27 protein-coding genes are annotated in these 22,855 nt (G+C 31.5%); 3 read left to right on the forward strand and 24 right to left on the reverse strand.

Annotated elements, in window-relative coordinates; all coding sequences use genetic code 11:
* Positions 1-218: 218 nt before the first annotated feature.
* From FQB35_RS14190 to FQB35_RS14225, 8 genes are all read right to left on the reverse strand, one after another.
* On the reverse strand, positions 219-365 hold the full coding sequence (locus FQB35_RS14190; RefSeq protein ID WP_148810499.1) for a FeoB-associated Cys-rich membrane protein: 147 nt from the start codon (positions 363-365) through the stop codon (positions 219-221).
* Positions 366-377: 12 nt separating this feature from the next.
* A complete protein-coding gene (feoB, locus tag FQB35_RS14195) occupies positions 378-2,396 on the reverse strand; it encodes a ferrous iron transport protein B (protein WP_148810500.1) in 2,019 nt (672 codons plus the stop codon).
* Positions 2,397-2,448: 52 nt separating this feature from the next.
* Positions 2,449-2,673 carry a FeoA family protein gene (locus tag FQB35_RS14200; protein ID WP_148810501.1) on the reverse strand — a complete coding sequence of 75 codons (225 nt, stop codon included), beginning with the start codon at positions 2,671-2,673 and terminating at the stop codon, positions 2,449-2,451.
* An 11-nt stretch (positions 2,674-2,684) separates the two neighbouring features.
* Positions 2,685-2,906 (reverse strand): FeoA family protein, encoded by a 222-nt coding sequence (locus FQB35_RS14205; protein WP_148810502.1) that lies wholly within the window; start codon positions 2,904-2,906, stop codon positions 2,685-2,687.
* Between the two features lie 104 nt (positions 2,907-3,010).
* Positions 3,011-3,337, reverse strand: coding sequence for a DUF2325 domain-containing protein (locus FQB35_RS14210; RefSeq protein ID WP_148810503.1), 327 nt, complete (start codon positions 3,335-3,337; stop codon positions 3,011-3,013).
* A gap of 407 nt (positions 3,338-3,744) precedes the next feature.
* The gene (locus FQB35_RS14215; RefSeq protein ID WP_168198365.1) at positions 3,745-4,725 is read right to left on the reverse strand and encodes a YeiH family protein; all 981 of its coding nucleotides are present in this window, start codon (positions 4,723-4,725) and stop codon (positions 3,745-3,747) included.
* 162 nt (positions 4,726-4,887) lie between these two features.
* Positions 4,888-6,234 carry a HAMP domain-containing sensor histidine kinase gene (locus tag FQB35_RS14220; RefSeq protein ID WP_168198366.1) on the reverse strand — a complete coding sequence of 449 codons (1,347 nt, stop codon included), beginning with the start codon at positions 6,232-6,234 and terminating at the stop codon, positions 4,888-4,890.
* A 104-nt stretch (positions 6,235-6,338) separates the two neighbouring features.
* Positions 6,339-7,013, reverse strand: coding sequence for a response regulator transcription factor (locus FQB35_RS14225; protein ID WP_148810506.1), 675 nt, complete (start codon positions 7,011-7,013; stop codon positions 6,339-6,341).
* Between the two features lie 119 nt (positions 7,014-7,132).
* Between FQB35_RS14225 and FQB35_RS14230 the strand changes: the two genes are divergently transcribed.
* Positions 7,133-7,585 (forward strand): ferritin family protein, encoded by a 453-nt coding sequence (locus tag FQB35_RS14230; RefSeq protein WP_148810507.1) that lies wholly within the window; start codon positions 7,133-7,135, stop codon positions 7,583-7,585.
* A gap of 26 nt (positions 7,586-7,611) precedes the next feature.
* Here the strand turns inward: FQB35_RS14230 and FQB35_RS14235 are convergent, their stop codons facing one another.
* The 3 genes from FQB35_RS14235 to FQB35_RS14245 all read right to left on the reverse strand — a co-directional run bounded on the left by FQB35_RS14235 (position 7,612) and on the right by FQB35_RS14245 (position 10,087).
* On the reverse strand, positions 7,612-8,769 hold the full coding sequence (locus FQB35_RS14235) for a 4Fe-4S binding protein (RefSeq protein ID WP_231701812.1): 1,158 nt from the start codon (positions 8,767-8,769) through the stop codon (positions 7,612-7,614).
* A 69-nt stretch (positions 8,770-8,838) separates the two neighbouring features.
* Complete coding sequence (locus tag FQB35_RS14240) at positions 8,839-9,240, reverse strand: hypothetical protein (protein WP_148810508.1); 402 nt, start codon at positions 9,238-9,240, stop codon at positions 8,839-8,841.
* Between the two features lie 115 nt (positions 9,241-9,355).
* The gene (locus tag FQB35_RS14245; protein ID WP_148810509.1) at positions 9,356-10,087 is read right to left on the reverse strand and encodes a TMEM165/GDT1 family protein; all 732 of its coding nucleotides are present in this window, start codon (positions 10,085-10,087) and stop codon (positions 9,356-9,358) included.
* Between the two features lie 407 nt (positions 10,088-10,494).
* Between FQB35_RS14245 and FQB35_RS14250 the strand changes: the two genes are divergently transcribed.
* Positions 10,495-10,656: a DUF1540 domain-containing protein gene (locus tag FQB35_RS14250; protein ID WP_148810510.1), complete on the forward strand. Its 162-nt coding sequence runs from the start codon at positions 10,495-10,497 to the stop codon at positions 10,654-10,656.
* A gap of 56 nt (positions 10,657-10,712) precedes the next feature.
* On the opposite strand, the gene FQB35_RS14255 is transcribed toward FQB35_RS14250, so the two are convergent.
* From FQB35_RS14255 to FQB35_RS14275, 5 genes are all read right to left on the reverse strand, one after another.
* A complete protein-coding gene (locus tag FQB35_RS14255; protein WP_148810511.1) occupies positions 10,713-12,110 on the reverse strand; it encodes a sensor histidine kinase in 1,398 nt (465 codons plus the stop codon).
* Positions 12,107-12,805 carry a response regulator transcription factor gene (locus FQB35_RS14260; protein WP_148810512.1) on the reverse strand — a complete coding sequence of 233 codons (699 nt, stop codon included), beginning with the start codon at positions 12,803-12,805 and terminating at the stop codon, positions 12,107-12,109. Before FQB35_RS14260 ends, FQB35_RS14255 begins: the two co-directional genes overlap by 4 nt.
* A 107-nt stretch (positions 12,806-12,912) precedes the next feature.
* Positions 12,913-13,140, reverse strand: coding sequence for an SHOCT domain-containing protein (locus FQB35_RS14265; RefSeq protein ID WP_148810513.1), 228 nt, complete (start codon positions 13,138-13,140; stop codon positions 12,913-12,915).
* Positions 13,141-13,276: 136 nt separating this feature from the next.
* Positions 13,277-14,635 carry a sigma-54-dependent transcriptional regulator gene (locus FQB35_RS14270; RefSeq protein ID WP_148810514.1) on the reverse strand — a complete coding sequence of 453 codons (1,359 nt, stop codon included), beginning with the start codon at positions 14,633-14,635 and terminating at the stop codon, positions 13,277-13,279.
* Between the two features lie 321 nt (positions 14,636-14,956).
* Positions 14,957-15,151, reverse strand: a complete 195-nt coding sequence (locus FQB35_RS14275; RefSeq protein WP_148810515.1) for a hypothetical protein — start codon at positions 15,149-15,151, stop codon at positions 14,957-14,959.
* A gap of 300 nt (positions 15,152-15,451) precedes the next feature.
* On the opposite strand from FQB35_RS14275, the gene FQB35_RS14280 reads away from it, so the two are divergent.
* On the forward strand, positions 15,452-15,877 hold the full coding sequence (locus tag FQB35_RS14280) for a SoxR reducing system RseC family protein (RefSeq protein ID WP_148810516.1): 426 nt from the start codon (positions 15,452-15,454) through the stop codon (positions 15,875-15,877).
* 244 nt (positions 15,878-16,121) lie between these two features.
* On the opposite strand, the gene FQB35_RS14285 is transcribed toward FQB35_RS14280, so the two are convergent.
* The 8 genes from FQB35_RS14285 to FQB35_RS14320 all read right to left on the reverse strand — a co-directional run bounded on the left by FQB35_RS14285 (position 16,122) and on the right by FQB35_RS14320 (position 22,826).
* A complete protein-coding gene (locus FQB35_RS14285; RefSeq protein WP_148810517.1) occupies positions 16,122-17,036 on the reverse strand; it encodes a PLP-dependent cysteine synthase family protein in 915 nt (304 codons plus the stop codon).
* A gap of 22 nt (positions 17,037-17,058) precedes the next feature.
* The gene (locus tag FQB35_RS14290) at positions 17,059-18,171 is read right to left on the reverse strand and encodes a bifunctional cystathionine gamma-lyase/homocysteine desulfhydrase (RefSeq protein WP_148810518.1); all 1,113 of its coding nucleotides are present in this window, start codon (positions 18,169-18,171) and stop codon (positions 17,059-17,061) included.
* Positions 18,161-18,637, reverse strand: a complete 477-nt coding sequence (locus tag FQB35_RS14295) for an S-ribosylhomocysteine lyase (RefSeq protein ID WP_148810519.1) — start codon at positions 18,635-18,637, stop codon at positions 18,161-18,163. Before FQB35_RS14295 ends, FQB35_RS14290 begins: the two co-directional genes overlap by 11 nt.
* A 1-nt stretch (position 18,638) precedes the next feature.
* Positions 18,639-19,289, reverse strand: coding sequence for a class I SAM-dependent methyltransferase (locus tag FQB35_RS14300; protein ID WP_148810520.1), 651 nt, complete (start codon positions 19,287-19,289; stop codon positions 18,639-18,641).
* A 305-nt stretch (positions 19,290-19,594) separates the two neighbouring features.
* On the reverse strand, positions 19,595-20,167 hold the full coding sequence (locus FQB35_RS14305; protein ID WP_207707313.1) for a TlpA family protein disulfide reductase: 573 nt from the start codon (positions 20,165-20,167) through the stop codon (positions 19,595-19,597).
* Positions 20,168-20,204: 37 nt separating this feature from the next.
* Entirely contained in the window at positions 20,205-20,894 is a 690-nt protein-coding gene (locus tag FQB35_RS14310) for a cytochrome c biogenesis CcdA family protein (protein ID WP_148810522.1), read from the reverse strand.
* An 85-nt stretch (positions 20,895-20,979) separates the two neighbouring features.
* Positions 20,980-21,771 (reverse strand): ABC transporter ATP-binding protein, encoded by a 792-nt coding sequence (locus FQB35_RS14315; protein WP_207707314.1) that lies wholly within the window; start codon positions 21,769-21,771, stop codon positions 20,980-20,982.
* Complete coding sequence (locus tag FQB35_RS14320) at positions 21,768-22,826, reverse strand: FecCD family ABC transporter permease (protein WP_148810524.1); 1,059 nt, start codon at positions 22,824-22,826, stop codon at positions 21,768-21,770. The genes FQB35_RS14315 and FQB35_RS14320 overlap by 4 nt, the downstream gene beginning before the upstream one ends.
* Positions 22,827-22,855 lie beyond the last annotated feature (29 nt).

The following is a 22,855-nucleotide window of genomic DNA, read 5'->3' on the forward strand; positions in this document are numbered from 1 at the left end:
AAAAATCCGTAGGCTTAGCATGGATGCTAAGCCAGCATCCTACAAGACAGGATGTCTTAATTAGGTGCGTTAGGATTTTTCAAAATTATAAAGCTTAGTTTTCTCTAAAAATTTGTTTATGAGCGTTATTTTTCGATTCATTTATAAATATAACTTTGTTAACAAGCTAAAACTTCCTTTGATACCAATCATAAGGAAGTTTTAGTTTTTTATGCATATTATTTTTTAAAAGAACAACTATTTTCTCCACAACCACTGCATCCGTAGCAATTTCCCCTAATTTCTTTTTTAAAACTTCTCACAAGTAAATATATCCCAAAGCTAATCAATGGTATCCCAATTATCCAAGTAACAAAATTTCCCATTAAATCATCTCCTTAAAATCCAAATAATGTTCCTATTTGAAATACTAAGAAAGCAACAAGCCACGCAACAACAAATTGATATAGTATGGAAAATCCAGTCCATTTCCATGAATTTGTCTCTCTCTTAATAACACCAATTACCCCAACACAAGGAGTATAAAGCAATACAAATACCATAAATACATACGCTGTAAGCTGGGTAAAGCTCTGACCTAATGATACTGCAAATTGAGCAGCTGAAGGATCTTCTGCCAATCCATATATAATAGACATATTGCTTACCACTACTTCTTTCGCAAGTATACCAGTAACTAATGATAACGCTGCTGCCCAATTACCAAAACCCAATGGAGCAAAAATAGGTGCTACTATTTTCCCTATATAAGCACCAATACTTTCTGTCAAATCAGCAGGTCCTGAAAAATTAAATCCTAATATAAACCATAGGACCATTGATGCTCCAAAGATAAGGGTTCCAGCTTTTATTAAAAAGCCTTTTACTCTTTCCCAAACATGTACTGTAATTCCTTTTATACTTGGTATTTTGTATGGTGGAAGTTCCATAACAAAAGGCATAGTCTCTCCTTTGAACAATGTTTTCTTAAAAATAAATGCCATAATAATAGCAACAAATATTCCTAATAAATACAATGAGAATACAACTATTTTTTCATTCTTAGGGAAAAATGCAGCTGCAAATAATGTATATACAGGAAGTCTTGCTGAACAGGACATAAAAGGATTCACAAGAATAGCTGTCAATCTATCCTTTTCATCTTCTAATGCTCTTGTTCCCATTATTGCAGGTACATTGCACCCAAATCCTAAAATCATTGGAATAAAAGCTTTTCCACTAAGTCCAATTTTTCTCATAGCTCTATCCATTATAAAAGCAACCCTTGCCATATAACCACTATCTTCAAGAATAGATATTGCTAAAAATAAACATATAATATTAGGTAAAAATACTAACACTCCACCTACTCCGCCTATAATACCATCTACAATTAATGAATGAAGCCACTCTGAAGCACCAATTGTTTCTAAAGCATTTGATGCCCATGTAGACACTGTTTCTGCAAAAAATATATCTATCATATCTAAAAATTTATTTCCTACTAGATCAAAGGTAAAATAAAACACACTATACATAATAAGCGCAAATATAGGTAATCCTAACCATTTATTCGTAACAATCTTGTCTATTTTATCTGAAGTAGTTAGACTATAATTAGTTGGTTTTTTTACAGTCTTTGATAATATCCCTGTAATATAATTATATTTTTTATCTGCAACCAACGCTTCAATATCATCTTCTAGTGATATCTCTTCTGCTGCAGCCATTTCGTCATTAAGTGTATTTAAATTTAACAAATCCAAAATTTCCTCATCTTCTTCTAAAACCTTTAAAGCTAACCATCTTAAATCATACTTTGAAGCCTTTGGATTTTCCTTTAACATTTCTATCGTTTCTTCTATTTTTTTCTCAAGTTCTTTTCCATAGTCTACTTGTTTTGGTTCATAAATAATTTTTTCATTTATAATATCCAAAACTTTATCTAACAAATCATCAATTCCATTCTTTTTTGTTGCCACAATAGGTACAACAGGTACACCTAACAAGCTAGATAGCTTTTCATGATTTATTTTGTATCCTCTTCTTTCAGCTACATCCATCATATTCAATGCAATAACAACAGGCTTTCCAAGTTCAATTAGTTGCATAGATAGATATAAATTTCTTTCTATATTTGAAGCATCTACAATATTGACAACCACATCAGGAGATTCATTAACAATATAGTTTCTTGCAATCTTTTCTTCAATTGAATAAGGCGATAAACTATATGTCCCTGGCAAATCAACTGCTGTAAATTGATGCTTTTTATACGTCAATTTTCCTTCTTTCTTTTCTACCGTAACACCAGGCCAGTTTCCTACATAGTGCCTAGCACCCGTTAAAGCATTAAACAGTGTGGTTTTACCACTATTTGGGTTTCCTGCCAAAGCGATGGTCATACTTTTAGCCATTCATACTCCTCCTTAATTGATTATGCAAATCATTATCATTTATGTTTTAAAATTATTCTATTATAATCTTTTCAGCATCTTCTTTTCTTAAAGTAAGACTATATCCTTTAATTTTTACTTCAATAGGATCTCCAAGAGGTGCTTTCTTTTCAACATATACTTCTGTCCCTCTAACAACACCCATATCCATAAGCCTTCTCTTTACAGGCCCACTCCCATTTATTTTTATAATTTTTCCGTTCTCTTTAAGCCTTAAATCTTTTAGTGTTCTTTCCATTTTATTCCCTCCTATGCTAAATCAACCATTATTTGCTGTGCTACAACACTCCCTAAAACCAACCTAGAACCTCTTAAATTTATAATAAAAGCTCCTTTTGTATCATTTGATATGACATTGATTTTAACCCCTGGGGTTAATCCCATATCTCGTAATTTCTTTTTCAGCTTTGGACCCCAATTAATACAATTTAAAATAGCATCCTGTCCTTGATTTACCATAGATAATGGCATATAATCCCTCCTAACAGATATATGATCTAATGTAAATAATTTTTAATTTCACTTGAACATCATTATCAATCATACTCATATTATATGGTAATTGATAATAATTGTCAATATGATATATGTTTTTTCTTTTTGTATTCACAATCCTTTGTACAATATTTACAAACATCTAATTTCATTGCCAAATCACTCACTGCTCTTTTGGCAAATATACATGGAACATCCATCGTCTTTGATTCTTTTTTAATAATATTTGCTAAATTATGTTCTATAAAATCATACAAAACAATAATCATATCAATATTCGTAGGCACCACTTTATTACGCATCCCTTTTTTTCGTCCTGCCCAATGAATATATTGATCAATTCCTCTCTCATTTAGTACTTGAGGTATATTTCCTAACCGATCTCCTCCTACTATTAACGCAGTCATTTTTCTCTCTCCTTACTGATAATGATTATCATTATTATATATTATTGATAATAAATTTGTCAAGCCAAGCTAAAAAATTGCTGAGGGCATCAACCCCTCAGCAATTTATATCTTATTTTAAAATTAATTATCTTATACACTAAACATTAATATAAAAAGATAAGTGAATTACTTTGATACCTTTTGTAAAAAAACTTACTGAAGTTACATGAAAAAATACGCTAAAAACCTTCATTGTTTGAACGAACGTGAGTTTTGAAGGTTTAGTATTTTTTCATGGAATGAAGTTTAGTTTTTTCAAAAGTTATCTGGAATGAACGTTCTTTTTATATTTTTTTAATCTAATTACATATTATAGACAAAATAGAATTTATGAATGAAAAATAAAAGCGAATAATTACAAAGCTTTAGTAAAGAAAAAACCTCAAAATTATAAAATAAGTCGAAACAGATAAAACAGAAAATAAAACACACCCTAAAAGAATCACTTTTATTCCCTTATCTTTAATATCTTTAAAATCAACCATCAATCCCATAGCAATCATCGCTATAAGAATAAACCAACTACTAAGCTCAGTAAAAAATTGTATCAAAATTTCTGGCAATATACCTGTTGATGCAAGTATTCCAGCCATAATAAAATACAATACATACATTGGGAAACTCGCTCTTTTGCCTGTTCCTGATTTATTAAAAATAAATCCTAATATGATAGATACAGGAACTAACATTAATACCCTTGCCATTTTTACAAATGTTCCAATCTCCCCTGCTCCTTCTCTTGCAAATGCTGCTGCTAATGCATGAGCTACCCCTTGCAAAGAAATTCCAGACCATATACCATACTGTATATCTGTCATAGGTGAAATAACAGCTACAGCAGAATAGCTAAGTACCCCTATTGCCCCTAAAAATGAAATTACAGATACAGCTAATACGGAATCTTCTTCTTTTGCATCAATACAAGGTGTAACTGCAACTATTGCAGATGCACCACAAATACTTGAACCAACACCAATCAAAGTAGCAAGCTTTGGATCAATTTTAAATGCTTTCCCTAATAGATTTACCAAAATAAAAGTACCAAAAACAAAAATAACTACCATCAATAACACACGAGGCCCCAAATTGGCGATAGCCGAAAAATTCAGTTTAAATCCTAAAAATACAATCCCTACTTTTAATAATTTTTTCAAAGAAAATTTTACACCTGATTGAAAACTTTCCTTTATTCCCAATGTATTTTTTATAATCATTCCTAGTATGATACCAATGGTTAGTGATTCTAATTGCATAATAGGTGATATCCTTTCATTGAGCAATTTAGATACCCATCCAATAATAAAAACAAAAATCAATCCTGGCATATATTTTTTTATGTTATTCATACTTCCCACCTCCTCTTTATAGGATAGCATAAAATATTTATTATTAAAGATAAACAATATCGAATGAAGTTTAGTTTTTTCAAAAGTTATCTGGAATGAACCTTTTTTTATTTTTCTTCTTAAAATTGTTTATCTATAAAACTCTTTAATTTTTCCGATTAACTACTCACCTTTTCTCAGTTCAAACCAAAATTCAACTCCATCCTCTTGGTTCAAAACCCCAAATGAACTTCCATGAAACTTTAAGATTCCCTTTACAATCGATAATCCTAAACCTGTTCCCCCATATTCTCTAGCTCTAGATTTATCTATCTTATAAAAACTATCCCAAATTCTATGAATTTCTTCTTCTGGAATAGGTTCTCCTGTATTTTTTATACCAAGGCGTACTTTTTCATCCTCATTCCTTATACTTATATAAATTTTTCTTTCTCCACCTATATGATGGATTCCATTATTTATAAAATTAACCAACACCTGCTCTATTTTTAATGGATCTCCTTTTACTTTTATTTCTTTGTCTTCTTTGTCTATATATACATCTATACTTTTCTCCTTAAAAATGGGTTTATATTTGGCATAAACTTTTTCAACCAAAGTAATTATATCAAAGACTTTCATTTCAAAAGAAACATTTCCTGATTCCATCTTTGATAATTCCAATAAGTCTTTTACTAGCTTTCCCATCTTCTCTGCCTCATCCATTATTACTTCACAATAAAAGCTTTTGCTTTCTTCATCCCCTGCTACATCATCCATAAGTCCTTCTGCATAACCTTGAATCAAAGCGATTGGCGTCTTTAACTCATGAGAAACACTAGAGATAAATTCTTTCCTTAAAAGATCTATTTTTCTTTCCTTCTCAATATCTTCTTTAAGCTTACGATTGGCTTCATTTAATTGGGTTATGGCACAATCTAATTTATTAGACAAATCATTCATAGTTTCTCCTAATTGGCCAATTTCATCATTGCTATGCACTTCGTATTTTTTACTAAAATCTAAATTTGCCATAGATTTTGCAACATGATTTAATTTTATTATTGGTTTTGTAAATCTGTTTGCATACCAAAAAGCAATTATAGTTCCAATGATACAAGATATAATTCCTATATAGATATAAAAATTCTTTGCAATTTCTACACTTTCTTCAATGGCTCCTATAGATGTCTGCAATACTAAAATACTATCCTTTGTTAAAGGAGCTGCATATACCAATAGTTTTACATGAAATTTTGGATGATAAAAGGTTTCTAATATACCCTCTCCGCTTAAAACTCTTTCTATACCTTCCCTTGTAAGAGGAATATTTTGTCCCTTCCTCCCGCCTCTTCCATATCCAAAGGATGAAATGTATAAATACTCTCCATCTACCTTAAGTATTGTAATATTTCCGCCTAATATATTTTCTATTCTTGCAAGTTCATTTTCAATATCTTCCATATTATTATCATACATACTCTTAATCTTTTCTGAATACTTTATAAGACTTTCCTTTTTTTGCTCCATGTAGTACCTTTCCAAATATTTTGTATTAAATATCCAAAATAGACTGACTATCATTAAAGCAAAACATGTTATACCCATAAATAACTTCATTCTTATAGAGTTTCTCATTTTTTCACCTCAAACCTATAACCAACTCCTCTTACCGTTTGAACAAAATTGCTTTTCTCCTTTAGCTTTACTCTAAGTCTCTTAATATGCGTATCTACTGTTCTTAAATCTCCATAATAATCATATCCCCATACCCCGTCTAAAATCTGCTCTCTTGTTAATGCCTTTCCTTCGTTATTCATAAGATAAACTAGTAGTTCATACTCCTTAGGTGTCATCTCAATTTCTTTTCCATCTATAAATACTTTATGAGCATCACAATCAATTTCAATCCCTTCAAAGGATATAGCACTCTCCTCTTCCATATTAAACCTTTTCAATAATGCTTTTACTCTCGCAACTAAAATCTTAGGCCGAAAAGGTTTTGTTATATATTCATCTGCTCCTAATTCAAATCCAAACAATTCATCAGATTCTTCACTTCTTGCTGTAAGCATTAATACAGGTACTGAGGATTCTTTTCTTATTTCTCTGCAAACCGTCCAACCATCGTATTTTGGCAGCATAATATCTAGTATAACCAAATCTATGTTTTCCTGTCTAAATAAATCTAATCCTTCTTGTCCATCCTCTGCTTCTAATACATCATAACCTTCTCTTTTTAAATAATCTCCTATTAATCTTCTCATTCTACTTTCATCTTCTATAATAAGCACCTTTTTTCTAATCATTTCCTCCACCTCCATAAAACACCTAATTCTATTATACACAAATTCTTTAAAAAGCTTATTCACAAAAATTTTCTATGTACCATATTATATACTACTAAATTATATAGGAGGCTAGTTGAATGAATGGTTACATGCCAATAACAACCCCTTATATGTATAATACTTTAGCCTTGCAAAAAGCTCTCTCTTTGATAAAAGAAGCCGTTCAGGGGGAAAAAAATGATGAACTCTTTTATGACTATTTGATTCATATAGCACCAACAGAAGAAGAAAAAGAAATTATTACAAGCATTCGAAATGATGAAAAAAAGCACAACAAAATGTTTAGAAAAATTTATAAAGATTTTACAGGTCAAGAAATCACAGGAATCCATGAAGAATTCGAAGAACCTAAGTCCTATATTGACGGTATAAAAAAAGCATTATTTAGTGAATTAAGAGCTGTGGAAAAATATAGAAGTATTAGGGCAAATCTTCCCACAATATATTATCGAGATATGCTGTTTGAAATCATAACAGATGAATTAAAGCATGCAGATAAATATAACTATATATTAAATATAAATTCATAGAAGAGGCCTATGCCTCTTCATTGTCTTTACTCATTTTTTAAAAGTTCACGAGCAGTACTTACTTCAAAGTCTGCTACAAAATTCTTGATCTCTTTCATTTTTGTATGATGTGGAATATCCTTTGGCAATCCTAATTTACTATATAATACATCAATCGGTATGTTCATATACTGTGATACTTCTTCTAAAGTCATATATCCTTTTAAGTCTTCTGCATCTAATGTCTGTCCCTTCTCAATAGGTGCAGGCAATACTTTATATACACCCATTGTATTTGCTACAAAAATCCCTCCAAAATAAATAACAATAACAGCTATTATCAAAAATAAGGGTGTTACTCCCTTTTTTCCTTGTTTTATTTTCAAAGCTCCTTCTTTAGGACAAGATAAGATACACATCTGACAGTTTATACATTCCGCTGAAGTCATTTCTTTCGCACTAGCCACATGAATATTCATAGGACATTTTTGGGTGCAGATGCCACAATCTATACACTTTTCATTATCACGTGTTATTTTATTTGGACTGATCTTTGATACGATTCCTAGAAAAGCACCCATAGGACATAAATATTTGCAGAAAAATCGATCATACAAAATAGATCCTAAAATGGTAATGATAAGAAGTATCAAACCAATAGGTAATTCTGTGAAAACTTCTTCTATTCCGCCAAAAATATGTCCATACGCTGCCCAAGGATCATACGGCCCCATCCAAAGGCTTCCTGTTATCCAAGCCCCTAAAACCGTAATAAGCAACACAATATATTTTAAGAATCTGAATGGTTTATCTACTTTAGGAGTCATAACAAACTTTTTCCCAAACAATTTTTGCCCAAGTTTTCCTGAAAACTCCTGCAGTGCACCAAAAGGACATAATAAACCACAAAAACTCCTTCTAAAGATAATTGCTAAAACAATAGAAATGATCAAAAGCACCAATGTGCCCGAAAATATTTTTTGAATAAATGTGCCTGATAAAAATAACGTATAAAAACTTTCTAAAGCCCCATACGGACATAAAGCATGAATAGATGCAGCTCCATTGCTGCCTCCTCCTAAAACTTGATGCAAATAAGCTTTATAACTAATCACTACTAAAAAAAGAAAAAGCATAAAGCTTCTAATATTTTTTACCCATCTTTTCTGTTTCATGATTCTTATCTTTTCAACTTTTTCCTTCATCGCTACCCCCCATTTCATTTTAAAATCCCATAGGAAAGGAGCAGATTTACTGCTCCTTTTAAATATTTTCTAGTTATTTACAGTTCCTCTACAAAGACCCATACCGCGACCCAATCCATTATTTGCTCCTCTTCCTTTCCCAAAGCCGCTTCCTTTACCAAAACCAATTCCTAATCGCTCATGATTTTCTCTATTTTCTCCAACCGTAGTACAGTCCTTCATTCTTTCTGTAATGATTTTTTTGTAATTTTCTCCTTCTTCCTTTGTAATTTTTTCATCTTTAACCAATTGATCAATACGTTCTAATTTCACTTTTAGCAATTCTTCTACTGAAAGATTTTGTGCATACACTCCTAGACCATTGCCTCTTGTGTTTGTGGCAGGCTTCTCTACTTCAGATGCAAATGCAACACCTATGCTTGATACAACTAAAAGTCCTCCTAAAACCAATGTAAGTATTCTTTTTTTCATATAACCTCATCTCCTTTTTATTTGATACGTTTATTATATCCCCCCAATGTGACAGCTTTGTGACAATAAAATTATCTTTATGTGAAACAACATCAACATTTCATTTTGAAGTTGATTATTTTCTTTTTTTAATCCTGTGACTACGTTTGTAAATTGTTAAAGCTACTTCTTTTAGACTTGATATTTCTCCTCTTCTTGATTTAAATATAGGTCTTAATAAGATATATATACTTATGCTTAATAGAATAAAAAAGATTATCACATTCGTAATATTTATGTAAGTTTTCGGTAGAGATGTATATAGCTTTATAATCCCAAAGAATAAAAATATGCCTGCTGAAGCAATTTTTATTGCCAATTCAGGGACTTTATCACCAATTTTACTCCCAACAAAAATACCTAATCCACTCGTTAAAACCATTCCTGAAACTGTTCCTAATAAAACAAATATGGGATATTTTGCATCCACTGACAAAGTAATAGCTGTAAGCTGAGTCTTGTCCCCAAGCTCTCCAATAAAAAATGCAAAAGCCACTGTTAAAATAGGCCCAAAGTTTCTTCCTGTATTCTCCTCATCTTCTTCCTCATCACTTTTTAAAGTCCACAGAGCAAATCCTATGAATAAAAATCCTGCTGCAATTTGTATGGCTCCCATTGGAAGCAAATTTGACAGGTAAGACCCTAAGGCCACTGCTACCCCATGATTTAAAAATGAACCTATAAACACTCCTAGTAACACTTCATAGATTTTAAATTGTGTTGCAAATGCCATTGCTAATATCTGGGTTTTATCTCCCATCTCCGCCATGAATATTAAAAATAATGATCGAATAAATTCTTGTAACATTTTCCTTCTCCTCCTTTATCAATATTGCTTATATACGATGAAAAATTCTAAGATATTTATAATTTACTAAAGAATAAAAAGGCGAAACTCATAGCTTAATAAAGCTATTTACTAACAGCTTTATTAAGCCAAAAGTCTCGCCCCTTTATAATATAAAGTAAATAGGACCAGGTATTTTCACCAGTATGTTGATCCATATTTGTGGGATATCCCATGGCTACTCCCTTTTCGCTTACTTTCAAAAATCAATATACCACATATTATTATTGATTACAATATAAAAAAATTATATTCACAAAATAATAGCCAATTCCTTGAATTTTTTCATGAATAAGCAAATTCTTTTTTTGAATAGATAACCCTAAAAAATCAAACAATATTTTTGAATACTTCAAGGAGGTGAAAAAATGCCACAAGGAAACAGCCATATTGGATGTAATGTAACTGAATGTCGTCATCATGCAAAAACAGTTCAACAATGTAGCTTGAGTCACATTGAAGTTGTAAAGCATGGAGCAACTGCTACCACAAAAGAAAGTACAGATTGTGGAAGCTTTGAGAGAGCCTAATCATCTTTTTGAACAAGTTACAGGCACATTAGTTGTCGACTAAATGTGCCTGAAATTTATAAAACATCTTCTTTTGGAAATTGAATCACAAACAAAGTTCCTTCTCCTTCTTTGCTCTCTACCTGTATATTACCTCCATGAGCTTTTACTAATGCTTTTGTAATAGTCAGTCCGATCCCTGCTCCTCCGGTTTCTCTGCTCCTTGATGTCTCTGCCCTATAAAATCTTTCAAAGATATGCGGCAAATTTTCCTTTGATATTCCTATTCCTTCATCCTTTACATATATTGTAAGTACATCTTCCTGCTTTAATCCTATTTCTACCCTTCCTCCTTCATAAGAATATTTATAAGCATTGGAAAGAAGGTTAAAAAGTATTTGTTTGATTTTATCTTCATCCATAAATACTTCTACACCCGGTAATACATTCATAATGATTTTTAAATTTTTCTTTAAATACTGGGGTTGAAAGGTTTTAATAATTTGTTTAATGGTACTTGATAAATTAAAATGAGATTTATTTAAATATAGATGATCCTGTTCTAATCGTGCAAGGTCTTTTAAGTGATCTACTAACTTTTTTAAGCGTAATATTTCATCGTAACAGCTTTTTAATCTTTCTTCGGTCGGTTCCCAAATACCATCCATGAATGCTTCTACATGAGACTGCAATGTAGTAAGAGGTGTTCGAATCTCATGGGCCATGTCAGATGTTAACCTCTTTCTAAGCTTTTCTTGCTGCTGTAATGTATCCCCTAAATAGTGAATTGCTTGGCAAAGTTCATGGATTTCTATTGTATCTGTATTCACATCTGCCCGTATTTGAAGATTTCCATTTCTCATCTCATTTGCCACTTTAGTGATTTTCTCAAGCGGCTTTGTCATCTGTTTTGATAAAATACCGCTGATGATAAAAGCCAATAGCAGCGTAACTGTAATGGAAATAACAAAAGATTGATTCATCGTATTTTTAAATTGAATATCTCTTCCACTAATATTTGATATACCAAAATACCCAATCACAATAGTTCCTATATTTTCTCCATTTTTTATGATTGGAAATTCCTTTTCTATGTATTCGCCTAATAAGGTATCCATCTTTTTATTCATCATACGCCCCATCATAGAACCCATCATTTTTTTATGGAGAAGATGACTTTGTCCTGATGAAAAAATCATATTTCCATCGACATCGTTTATTTGTATATACAAATCTTCTAACATTGCATACCTTTTTATTTGACGATCATCTAATTTTTCAGATGGATCCTTTGGATTATACAATTCTCCTACTAATTTTTTTACTTTCTCAATTTTTCTTTGGTGCTCCTCTAACAGATACTGATTAAATTGTTTGTCAATCATATAATTAGAAATAAGACTTGTAACCAAAATAGCTCCAAATACTGTTAGTATAAAAATGAAGGCAAACTTCTTAGACAATGGCTTTTTCATCTTTTCCCTCCAAATTTGTATCCCACACCATATATCGTCAGAATATATGCTGGTTTTTTTGGATTGTCTTCTATCTTATGGCGAATATTTTTTATATGCGTATCAATGGTCCTGTCAAATCCATCATAATCTAATCCAAAAGCCTTCTCTAGCAATTGTTCTCTTGTAAAAACCTGTCCTGGATGAGTCAAAAAAACATGAAGCAGCTTAAACTCATTAGGGGTTAATCTAACTTGCTTTCCCTTTTTCTTTAGATGAAATTTTTTAATATCTACTTCTAAGTCCCCATCATTGAAAATCAAATGATCTGCTAAAGGCCCTTCATCTCTATAAGATCTTCTCATAAGAGCTCTGACTCTTCCTGCTAATTCTCTAGGACTAAAAGGCTTTGTCAAATAATCATCTGCTCCAATAGCCAATCCTTCAATCTTTTCATCTTCTTCCGTTTTTGCTGTAAGCATAATAATGGGAACATCTGAAATCGTCCTGATCTTACTACATACAGCTTCTCCTGAAATCTTTGGCAACATCAAATCTAAAACGATTAGATGGATGCTTTCCTCTTCAAAAACTTTTAATGCCTTCTCCCCATCTGTTGCCAAAAGAACTTCATAATCTTCTTTTTCTAAATAAGCTTTTACGACCTCTAAAATTTTTGGTTCATCATCCACAACTAATATACGTTTTTTCTCCATTGCCTTGCACCTCTTTGAATATATATTTTTTACTATTTTACTCATATTTTTCATTTCTTTCAATTAACATCCAATACATAAAGGTATAGCTAGAGACAATCCTCTAGCTATTTTCCTTTTATGATCTTTTTCTTTTGCATATATTCTTCTTCACCAATTTCTCCATTTGCAAACTTTTCATCTAAAAGTTCTATTGCATGCTTTCTATTGTAGCCATAATCTCTTACTAGCCTTGTAATCCATATTACAAAACCTATGGTAATCACAATGCCTAAACCCATTCTTAAGATCATCCAAGGCCACCATCCTGCATAACCAAAACCAAAGCCACACATACTAATCACTCCTTTTTCATGGATCTTCTTTCAATATTATATTAATACAAAAATGTGAAGAAATTATGTAGATAGAAAGAAAATGAATCACAATAAATAATATATCCATAGAAGAAAGTGATATGCAAAACTAAAATCAATAATTTCTTTTGATGTTATATTTATCCATTCTATATAGAAGGGTATGTCTTGTAATCCCTAATAATTTTGCTGCCTTTGTCTGATTATAGTTAGTTTTCTTCAAAGCTTGCTCTATCAAATTCTTCTCTACTTCTTCTAAATTAAGCCCTTCTTCTGGTAATATAAATGTCGCAGTTTCTTCTTTTTGAAATCGTATTTCCTTTGGTAAATCATCTCTATAAATCACATTTCCTTGAGATAATATAACAAGTCTTTCAACCACATTTTCAAGTTCTCGAATATTTCCTTTCCAACTATATTGCAATAGACTCTCTAACGCATCTTCACTTATACGTATTTGCTCTCTTCCCATTTCTCTACAGTACTTTTTCATAAAGTACTCTATTAAAGCTGGTATATCTTCTTTTCTTTCTCTTAAAGCTGGTAATTCTATGGGTATAACATTTAATCGATAATATAAATCTTCTCTAAAAGTTCCTTCTTTTACCATTTTCTTCAAATCTCTATTTGTTGCAGCAATTACTCTCACATCCACTTTAATTACTTCTATTCCTCCTACACGCTCAATTTCTTTTTCTTGAAGAGCTCTTAAAAGCTTTACTTGTGTAGCAAGACTTAATTCCCCTACCTCATCAAGAAATAGAGTTCCTCCATCAGCCCTTTCAAACCTTCCTAGTTTTCTACTTACAGCTCCTGTAAAAGCTCCTTTCTCATGTCCAAACAATTCACTTTCTAGTAAGCTTTCAGGAATTGCACCGCAATTTACCTTTATGTAGGGTTTATTTTCTCTATCACTATTATAATGAATGGCATTTGCAATCAGTTCTTTTCCTGTTCCACTTTCTCCTGTAATTAAAACAGTTGCTATGCTTTTGGCAACACGATTTACAATTTCTAGTACTTCTTTCATTCTTGGACTATTCCCTATGATTACTTTTCCTGCCTTATTTTTTAATTCTTCTTTCAAAAAATTTATTTGTTCTTTCATATCCCCTACATCTAGGGCTTTTCTTATTTGAATTTTTAATTCTTCAATATCAAATGGCTTAGGTAGATAATCTATTGCCCCTATTTTCATTGCCTCTATTGCAGATTCCATTGTTCCATGAGCTGTGATCATTATTACAGGTATGTTCTCATTAAACTCCTTTATTTCCCGTAAAGCCTCTATTCCATCTTTTTGAGGCATTCTTAAATCTAATAATACAAGGTCAGGATCATTGTTCTTCGCCTTCTCTACAGCTTCAATACCATTTGCTGCTGTAATAATCTTATAATTTTCACTTTTTAAGGCCTTCTTCATTGCCCAAATCATATTTTTTTCATCATCAGCAATCAATATTTTTTTACTCATTTTTATCTCCTTCCTCTACTGCAATAGGAAGATATACATCTATTTTCGTTCCCTTTCCTACTACACTATCTATCTCCATATAGCCCTTATGTTCCTATGGGTAATATATAATCCAATCCATAATGCCCAGTGGATTTCTTATCTCATAAGCAATACCTAATGCAAGCTCTCCTACTGCTGATAACTTTTCAGATCTTCTTAATTGGCTTTCTAACTTTCGAATCTCAGATATTTAACTTCCCTTCCTTATTTGTAGCATATCACACAATGCTTGTGGCATATACTTCATCAAATAATATAATCAAAAAAATATTTGTTTTTCTATCCAACATCTATTGAGTTTCTTTTTTCTTCTTCTGTAATAATTTGTTTGGATATTGTGTTTTCATTCTTTTTTTCATCACAACAATTTTCTCTATGATTGCTATGTCCTCCACAACATCCTCCATTTTTAATCATACGATATGCCATAAAGCCTATTAAGATAATATACAATATTCTAAGGATCAATATCATGTAAAACGCTCCTTTCCTATTTGAATAAAGTTTCTTAATCCTTTGTTACAATTTATTAAAGCAATTGGTTTATACTATAAATACCTACAGTAACGCCCATTGTTATGAAGAAAATGACTGATGAAACAACCATTTATCCATAAAATATCATCTCCTTTAAAAGATTTATTTTCTTGTTTATAACTTACTTGTATTTTACGCAAAAACTATGCCATTTTAAATAATGTAGTATGGCTTTGCATTTATATATTGTTTTGGCATTATTCTTGCGTATACTTATATTAAAAAGGAGTGATTTTTATGGAGAAGATAGGTAGAATCATAAGCACTAATGGTAACGTTGCAAAAATTGAAATACTACGAACAAGTGCCTGTGGAGAAAAATGTAGTAGTTGTAAGGTTGGATGTAGCAAAACAGGTATGTATATAGACGTAGAGAATACAGTTGGTGCAACCCCTAGTCAATTTGTAAAGGTGAAAGTAGAAACAAAAATAGTTATGAAAGTAGCTTTCTTAGTTTATATTGTTCCCCTTTTCATGCTCATTGTAGGTATTGTATCAGGTTCATACATCCATCAACTATTAGGAGTTACTTTCTCTGCAGAACTCTTTAGTTTTCTATTAGGTATGATTTTTATGGGATTATCTTATGGGGTCGTTAGAAAATTTGACCAAATTTATAAGTCAAAAGAAAAAATAAAATATGAAATTATCAAAATCCTATAGTCCCATACTTTATTAAATATGAAACAATTCTTAAGAAATTTTATTATAGTGGCATTTATATCATTCATATTTCAAGCTGCTTGAGAGTACTGGGCATAATGAAGGTCATGTAGAATTGTTTTTAAGTTTTCTAATTCTACATGACCTTCATTTTTTACATGCTCAAGCCCTTATTTCTAATATTAAACTATTAGTAAACTAACAATCATTTTTTAATGTTTAGTGCTTTTTCTTATGAAAAAAATTAAAAATTATAAATAGCTTTACTTATATATCTATCGGATCGATCCGCAAATAAAACTACTATGTTTCCTTTTTTAAGTTTATTTGCTTGCTTCAAAGCTGCAGAAAAAGTAGCCCCTGATGAAGATCCTACTAGAAGTCCTTCCTTTAATGCCAACTCCTTTACTGCATGAAAAGCTTCTTCATCCGTTACTTTCTCCACTTCATCTACGAAAGTCATATCCATGGTTTTTGGGATAAAATCATTACCTATCCCTTCTATTTTGTAAGCCCCGCATTCTCCGCCACCCATAATAGAGCCTACTGGATCAGCTAGAACCCCCTTTATACTTTTATTATTTTCTTTAAGATATTTCATAACACCTGTAAAAGTTCCACCAGAACCTGCACCAGTAATGAATAAATCTATTTCTCCATCTAATTGATTGTATATCTCTCTCCCTGTAAAGAGATAGTGAGCCTCAGGATTATACATATTATTAAATTGATCCACAACAAATACATTTTTAATTTCCTTTTTCAATTCTTCAACCTTCTTAAAAGCCCCATCCATACCTTCTTCTGTCGGCGTGCTTATTATCTTAGCCCCAAGCGCCTTCATAATAATTTGCTTTTCAATAGAAAATTTTCCAGGAACTACAAAAACAATTTCATAACCTTTATTAATCGCAGAAAGAGCTACCCCTATTCCTGTATTTCCTGCCGTTGCTTCAACTATGGTATATCCCTTTTTCAATTTTCCTTCTTTCTCTGCTTTTTCAATTATCCATTTCCCTATTCTATCCTTTACGGAGCCTCCAGGGTTATAAAATTCTAATTTTGCAAAAATATTTACATCTTTAGGAATGTCAAAGTTATTGATTTTTAAAATGGGTGTATTTCCGATTAAATCTTGAATATTATTAAAGTAATACATAATCAATTCCCCACTTTCATCTTTAAGCTATATCCAAATCTCTAATAATATCTTCCACATCTTCAATTCCTACAGATAGTCTAATCAATGTATCCGTTATGCCCAATTTAACTCTTATTTCAGGTGGTACTGATGCATGTGTCATTTTAGAAGGAACACAGATCAGACTTTCTATACCACCAAGACTTTCTGCTAAAGTAATTACTTTTAGGTTATCTAAAAGTTTTTGCATATACTTTTCATCATTTACTTCAAATGAAATCATACCTCCATATCTTTTCATCTGTTTCTTCATTTGTATACCTATCCCTGGATAGTATATTTTTCCCACCCATTCTTGCTGACCTAACCACTTTACTATTTTTTCAGCATTTTCACAATGTCTTTCCATTCGAACTGCTAGTGTTTTAATTCCCTTTATAAGAAGCCAACTATCAAAGGGTCCTAGTATTGCTCCAACTGAATTTTGTATAAAGTGCATTCTCTCTCCTAATACTTCATTATTTACAACTACTAAACCTGCGATTAAATCGCTGTGCCCTCCTAAATATTTTGTAGCACTGTGAAGGACAATATCTGCTCCCAATTCAATTGGCCTTTGAAGGTACGGCGTCATAAAAGTATTATCTACAATAAGAAGCAAATTATTTTCCTTTGTTATTTTTGAAACTTCCTCAATATCAGTTAACTTCATTAAAGGGTTTGTGGGCGTTTCTATATAAACTGCTTTTGTATTTTCCTTTATATGGTTTCGTATATTTTTTATATCGCTTGTATCCACAAAATCATACTCTATATTAAAATTTTTAAATACCTTGTCTACAACTCTAAATGTTCCTCCATAAACATCATCACTAAATATTATATGGTCTCCTGCTTGAAACAGCATTAAAACAGAAGATATTGCTGCCATACCAGAACTAAATGCAAATCCTCTATGACCCTTTTCTAAATCTGCAATAAGCTTTTCTACAGCTTCTCTTGTAGGATTGCCTGTTCGTGAGTATTCATATCCTCTGTGTTTCCCAACAGCTTCTTGGGCATAAGTAGATGTCTGATAAATTGGTATGGTAACTGCCCCTGTATTTTTATCTCCATCTACTCCTCCATGTATCACCAAAGAATTAAATTCCATTATTTCTCCTCCCGTAATTATATTTCTCTTTCAATTTTTCAACTGTAACTTTAGCAAATTCTTTTGCTCCAAACAATGACATATCTCTATAATTTCCACATTGCACGGGATTTGCAGCTGGAACTTCATCTGCGGACAAAACCTTATCCAATGCTTTTATCAATCCTTTAGCCACTTCAGCTTCTTGCCTGTCACCTATTAATATTAAATAAAATCCAGTTCTACATCCCATAGGTGATAGATCTATTACATCATCTAATTCTTCTCTTATATGTCCTGCTAATAAATGCTCTAGTGTATGCACAGCTCCTGTCGGCATTGCCTCTTGATTTGGCTGAGTAAATCTTAAGTCAAACTTCGTAATAATATCTCCTTTTGGTGTTTCTATCTTTCCACATTTTCTTACAAAAGGAGCTTGCACCTTTGTATGATCCATCGTAAAACTTTCTACAACTATTTTTTTCATATTAAAAACCTCCCTTTTCTGCTGATATAATCCAAACATATTTATTCATTTTAATTGTTTCAAAACTATAATTTTGTTCTTTAAATAATTGGCATATATCTTCTACACATTCGTAGTATTCTGTATTCAAATCATTTAATAATTTAAAGGATTTCATAGATGCTACGTATTTTAATAGATTCGATTTATACGCTAATGATTCAAACATGGTATCCGCAATAATCATCCTTCCTTTTTCATTCAAAATACTGTCTAGATATATAAGTGCTGCTTTCTTTTCTTCCCATGTAAGGTGATGAAACGCATAAGAAGTTACAATTGCATCCACTTTGTTTTTCACTGGTACAGATAAAAAATGTCCATCTAATATTTCCACATTCGGAAGTTTTGATTTAAATATTTTCCTCATTTCTTGGGAAGGTTCAATTCCTGTAACATGAAAATTCTTTTGGTACAGCAATCTTGTCAGATTTCCTGTTCCTGTTCCTATTTCAAGTATATGTCCATCTTTCTTATCTTCTATTTTTTGCGATATTGTTTCTAATATGTTGTTATAATTTGCAAAAACTTCAATATATTCATTATTATTACCATATACTGTTTCATCATAATTAGCTGCCCATTCATCAAATAGTTGGTTAAATACCGGCATACCTTAGCCTCCTCGTTTCAATTTGTATATTTCATATCGGAATACACGGAATTAAATGTATAGTCTCCCTTATATAGATATATAAAAATAGAGCAGTAGATATTTTATCTACGCTATTTTTATTAATTCATAGTATTCCTATATGAATTTATGATTTTATCTTAGCATCTTATCATTTTTTAGTCAACAATTTTTATTTAAAAACATCTAGATTAATTTCCATACGAACGGTATTATAGAAGAACGGTAGATAAAATAATTATCTATCTCCTAATAGAAAAATAGCGTAGCAAAAAACTGCTACGCTATTTTCCTTCTACACCCTCTAGCATTTCCTTCATTTCAGGATATGTCATCATACTCATTTTAATAGCTCTTATATTTCCCTCTTTATCTATCATAAAAGATGTAGGAAGCCCTCGAACCATATATTTGATAGAAATACTTCCATCTTTATCGAGCAAAACAGGGAATTCATAGGATTTCCCTTCCAAATATTTTTCTACATCTTCTTTTGATTCTCCCACATCTACTGCCAACACTACAAAATCATTCTCTTTATTTTCTATATATAATTTATTTAAATCAGGCATTTCCTTTACACAATAAGGACACCATGTAGCCCAAAAATTTACTAACACGTTTTTTCCTCTGAAATCACTTAAGCTTACCGATTCTCCTTGTAGATTTTCTAAAGTAAAATCAGGAGCTGGTTTTCCTACTTCAATGTCTATTGTTTTTTCTTGATCATATTCTTCCATGTTGTTTTGTGAATTCTTCTCTTGTACTATCTCTGGCTTGTTAGCCTTAGTCATAACAAAAAAACCTGCAACCATTACAATTCCTAATAGCATAATCATAATACCCTTTTTATTCACTTTCATTCCTCCATTTTAAATATTTATTCATTTTTCTTTATATAAAAAACGTGCTTATAATGCTCATTTTATTGAAAAATACAAGAATCCCAAAAATAACCAGTATAATTCCACTAAGTTTTGTTATATATGGTAAATATCTTTCATATTTCATCATCAATCCACTAAATTTATGAATCACAAGCGAAGTAATGATAAATGGTATCCCCATTCCTATAGAATAAGCAAGTAATAAATAAAATCCTTTTGCCACAGTGCTCGTTGATGAAGCATAAACAAGGATCGCTCCTAATACTGCTCCAAAACATGGGGTCCATCCTGCCCCAAAAGCCATCCCCATAAAAATTGAGCCAAACCAGTTAGAAATATTTTTTGGTGCTTTCATTCTTATTTCTTTATTTAATAATTTTATTTTTAGTACTCCCATCATATTCAGTCCAAAAAAGATAATAAGCATACTGCTTACCTTCCGAAAAAGCTCTTTATGTCTTATAAACAATTTCCCTATAAAACTGGCTGATATGCCCATCACTATAAAAATTATTGAAAAACCTATCACAAATCCAAGGGTTCTTGTAAATGCAAATAATTTTTTATCCGCAAGCTCATCTTCAAAAGTAGTACCCGTTATATAAGTAATATAAGCTGGAATAAGTGGTAATATACAAGGCGAGAAAAAAGATAAGAATCCTGCCCCTAATGCTATAGGTGTGGAAACGTTCATCATATATACCCCCCTCCCCTTAGGGTTTTTGCTCTTATTATACCCCAAAAGGATAAAACTGTCAATCGTATTTCTTTTCGAACAAAAACTAACGTACAATAGGAATAATATGAGGTTTTCCATTTAAAGGATTTTTCATCATGTATACATCAATATTATACACATGCTTTATATTCTCCTGAGTAATCACTTTTTCTGGTAAGCCCTCTGCAACAATTTTTCCTTCATGAAAAAGTATCAAATAATCACTATATTGTATAGCAAAATTCAAATCATGCAACACTGCAATCACTGTAAGATTCTTCTTATCACACAACTCTTTTGCAATATTTAAAACATCAATTTGATGGTGTATGTCAAGATGAGAAATAGGCTCATCCAATATTAGAATATCTGACTCCTGTGCTAGGGCCCTAGCAATAATTGCTCTTTGCCTTTCCCCTCCACTAATTCTATTAATTCCTCTATCTTTTAAATGCCATATATTAGTTATTTTCATTGCTTTTTCTGCAATTTCAAAGTCTTTTTTGCTTTCTGCCTCAAATCTTCTTAAATGAGGACTTCTCCCCATTAAGACAATATCCATGACCGTAAAATCAAAATCTACCATTGTATTTTGAGGAACAGATGCAATTTTTTTTGCTAAATCTTTATATCTTAACTTAACAATGTCTTCATTATAGACATAAATAGATTTTTTCTTTGGCTCTAATAGCTTCAATATATTTCTTAAAAAAGTTGATTTCCCAGAACCATTTGGACCTATAATACATGTAAATTTATTTTCCTCTATACTTGTACTAATATTTTTTAATACTTTGCTTTCTCCAAAATACCAACTTAAATTATTTACCTTAATAGGATATACCAAATTTCTCACCCCATTGAATTTTGCTTTTTATTCTTATAAAGAAGATAAATAAAAAATGGTGCCCCCACTAAAGATGTGATTACTCCTACTGGAATTTCAGCCGGCGGAATAAGTATTCTTGCTAAAGTATCTGCTACAACCATAAATATTGCTCCACTAATCAATGTAAAAGGAATCAATACCCTGTGATCAGGCCCTATTATTAATCTTCCAATATGAGGTATAACTAATCCTACAAATCCAATAATCCCACTTACTGAAACAGCTGATGCTGCTACTATAGAAGCTGCGACAAGCAATACTTTTTTTATCCTCTCCACTTCTATCCCTAAGCTTTTTGCCGTTTCCTCCCCCATAAGCATAACGTTTAAATCTCTACCAAACATAGTAAAAAATATACATCCTATCAAAATAATAGGAGCAGCAATCCTTACATGTTTCCAGCTTGCAGCAGAAAAGCTCCCCATAGTCCAAAAAACAATCCTCTCAACTTGTTCTCTATGAAACGTCATTAATAACGATATCAAAGATGATAATAAAAAGCTTAAAGCTATACCAGCAAGTAAAAGTGTCACTATAGGTGTCTTGCTCCCTATTTTAGATAGATTATAAACAGTTAATGTTGCTAAAATAGCACCAACAAAAGCCATAACGGTTATTGCCCTAAAACCTATGAATATTTCTTCCAGTCCAAATATTATTGCAATAGTTGCACCAAAAGCAGCTCCTGAAGATACCCCGAGTACATAAGGATCTGCCATTGGATTTTTAAATATCCCCTGAAATACTGCTCCAGCTCCTGCTAATGCCATGCCAACCAAAGCAGATAGTAAAATTCTTGGAAATCTAATATTTAAGATAATCAATTTTTTTGATTCTTTAATATCATCTATCGAAATATATCTTCCTATTAATGGTACATTTCTCAATAATATTCTATATGCCTCAGCAAAAGATATCTTAGCAACTCCAAGAGTACTCACAAAGAAAATGCATATACATAATAGTGCAAAAATAACTATGAAAAATTTCCAATAATATCTTCTTTTTTGTATATAAGTCATATTATTTCCTCACTTTAGAACATAGTAAA

The sequence above is a fragment of the Crassaminicella thermophila genome (genome assembly GCF_008152325.1).
In the GTDB taxonomy this organism is placed as follows: Bacteria; Bacillota; Clostridia; order Peptostreptococcales; family Thermotaleaceae; genus Crassaminicella_A; species Crassaminicella_A thermophila.

What these genes read in the sequence shown, in the direction of transcription:
- FQB35_RS14190 (WP_148810499.1), bottom strand. Translation starts at nt 365, where the DNA reads ATGGGAAATTTTGTTACTTGGATAATTGGGATACCATTGATTAGCTTT.
- feoB (WP_148810500.1), bottom strand. Translation starts at nt 2,396, where the DNA reads ATGGCTAAAAGTATGACCATCGCTTTGGCAGGAAACCCAAATAGTGGT.
- FQB35_RS14200 (WP_148810501.1), bottom strand. Translation starts at nt 2,673, where the DNA reads ATGGAAAGAACACTAAAAGATTTAAGGCTTAAAGAGAACGGAAAAATT.
- FQB35_RS14205 (WP_148810502.1), bottom strand. Translation starts at nt 2,906, where the DNA reads ATGCCATTATCTATGGTAAATCAAGGACAGGATGCTATTTTAAATTGT.
- FQB35_RS14210 (WP_148810503.1), bottom strand. Translation starts at nt 3,337, where the DNA reads ATGACTGCGTTAATAGTAGGAGGAGATCGGTTAGGAAATATACCTCAA.
- FQB35_RS14215 (WP_168198365.1), bottom strand. Translation starts at nt 4,725, where the DNA reads ATGAATAACATAAAAAAATATATGCCAGGATTGATTTTTGTTTTTATT.
- FQB35_RS14220 (WP_168198366.1), bottom strand. Translation starts at nt 6,234, where the DNA reads ATGGAGCAAAAAAAGGAAAGTCTTATAAAGTATTCAGAAAAGATTAAG.
- FQB35_RS14225 (WP_148810506.1), bottom strand. Translation starts at nt 7,013, where the DNA reads ATGATTAGAAAAAAGGTGCTTATTATAGAAGATGAAAGTAGAATGAGA.
- FQB35_RS14230 (WP_148810507.1), top strand. Translation starts at nt 7,133, where the DNA reads ATGAATGGTTACATGCCAATAACAACCCCTTATATGTATAATACTTTA.
- FQB35_RS14235 (WP_231701812.1), bottom strand. Translation starts at nt 8,769, where the DNA reads ATGAAGGAAAAAGTTGAAAAGATAAGAATCATGAAACAGAAAAGATGG.
- FQB35_RS14240 (WP_148810508.1), bottom strand. Translation starts at nt 9,240, where the DNA reads ATGAAAAAAAGAATACTTACATTGGTTTTAGGAGGACTTTTAGTTGTA.
- FQB35_RS14245 (WP_148810509.1), bottom strand. Translation starts at nt 10,087, where the DNA reads ATGTTACAAGAATTTATTCGATCATTATTTTTAATATTCATGGCGGAG.
- FQB35_RS14250 (WP_148810510.1), top strand. Translation starts at nt 10,495, where the DNA reads ATGCCACAAGGAAACAGCCATATTGGATGTAATGTAACTGAATGTCGT.
- FQB35_RS14255 (WP_148810511.1), bottom strand. Translation starts at nt 12,110, where the DNA reads ATGAAAAAGCCATTGTCTAAGAAGTTTGCCTTCATTTTTATACTAACA.
- FQB35_RS14260 (WP_148810512.1), bottom strand. Translation starts at nt 12,805, where the DNA reads ATGGAGAAAAAACGTATATTAGTTGTGGATGATGAACCAAAAATTTTA.
- FQB35_RS14265 (WP_148810513.1), bottom strand. Translation starts at nt 13,140, where the DNA reads ATGTGTGGCTTTGGTTTTGGTTATGCAGGATGGTGGCCTTGGATGATC.
- FQB35_RS14270 (WP_148810514.1), bottom strand. Translation starts at nt 14,635, where the DNA reads ATGAGTAAAAAAATATTGATTGCTGATGATGAAAAAAATATGATTTGG.
- FQB35_RS14275 (WP_148810515.1), bottom strand. Translation starts at nt 15,151, where the DNA reads ATGATATTGATCCTTAGAATATTGTATATTATCTTAATAGGCTTTATG.
- FQB35_RS14280 (WP_148810516.1), top strand. Translation starts at nt 15,452, where the DNA reads ATGGAGAAGATAGGTAGAATCATAAGCACTAATGGTAACGTTGCAAAA.
- FQB35_RS14285 (WP_148810517.1), bottom strand. Translation starts at nt 17,036, where the DNA reads ATGTATTACTTTAATAATATTCAAGATTTAATCGGAAATACACCCATT.
- FQB35_RS14290 (WP_148810518.1), bottom strand. Translation starts at nt 18,171, where the DNA reads ATGGAATTTAATTCTTTGGTGATACATGGAGGAGTAGATGGAGATAAA.
- FQB35_RS14295 (WP_148810519.1), bottom strand. Translation starts at nt 18,637, where the DNA reads ATGAAAAAAATAGTTGTAGAAAGTTTTACGATGGATCATACAAAGGTG.
- FQB35_RS14300 (WP_148810520.1), bottom strand. Translation starts at nt 19,289, where the DNA reads ATGCCGGTATTTAACCAACTATTTGATGAATGGGCAGCTAATTATGAT.
- FQB35_RS14310 (WP_148810522.1), bottom strand. Translation starts at nt 20,894, where the DNA reads ATGATGAACGTTTCCACACCTATAGCATTAGGGGCAGGATTCTTATCT.
- FQB35_RS14320 (WP_148810524.1), bottom strand. Translation starts at nt 22,826, where the DNA reads ATGACTTATATACAAAAAAGAAGATATTATTGGAAATTTTTCATAGTT.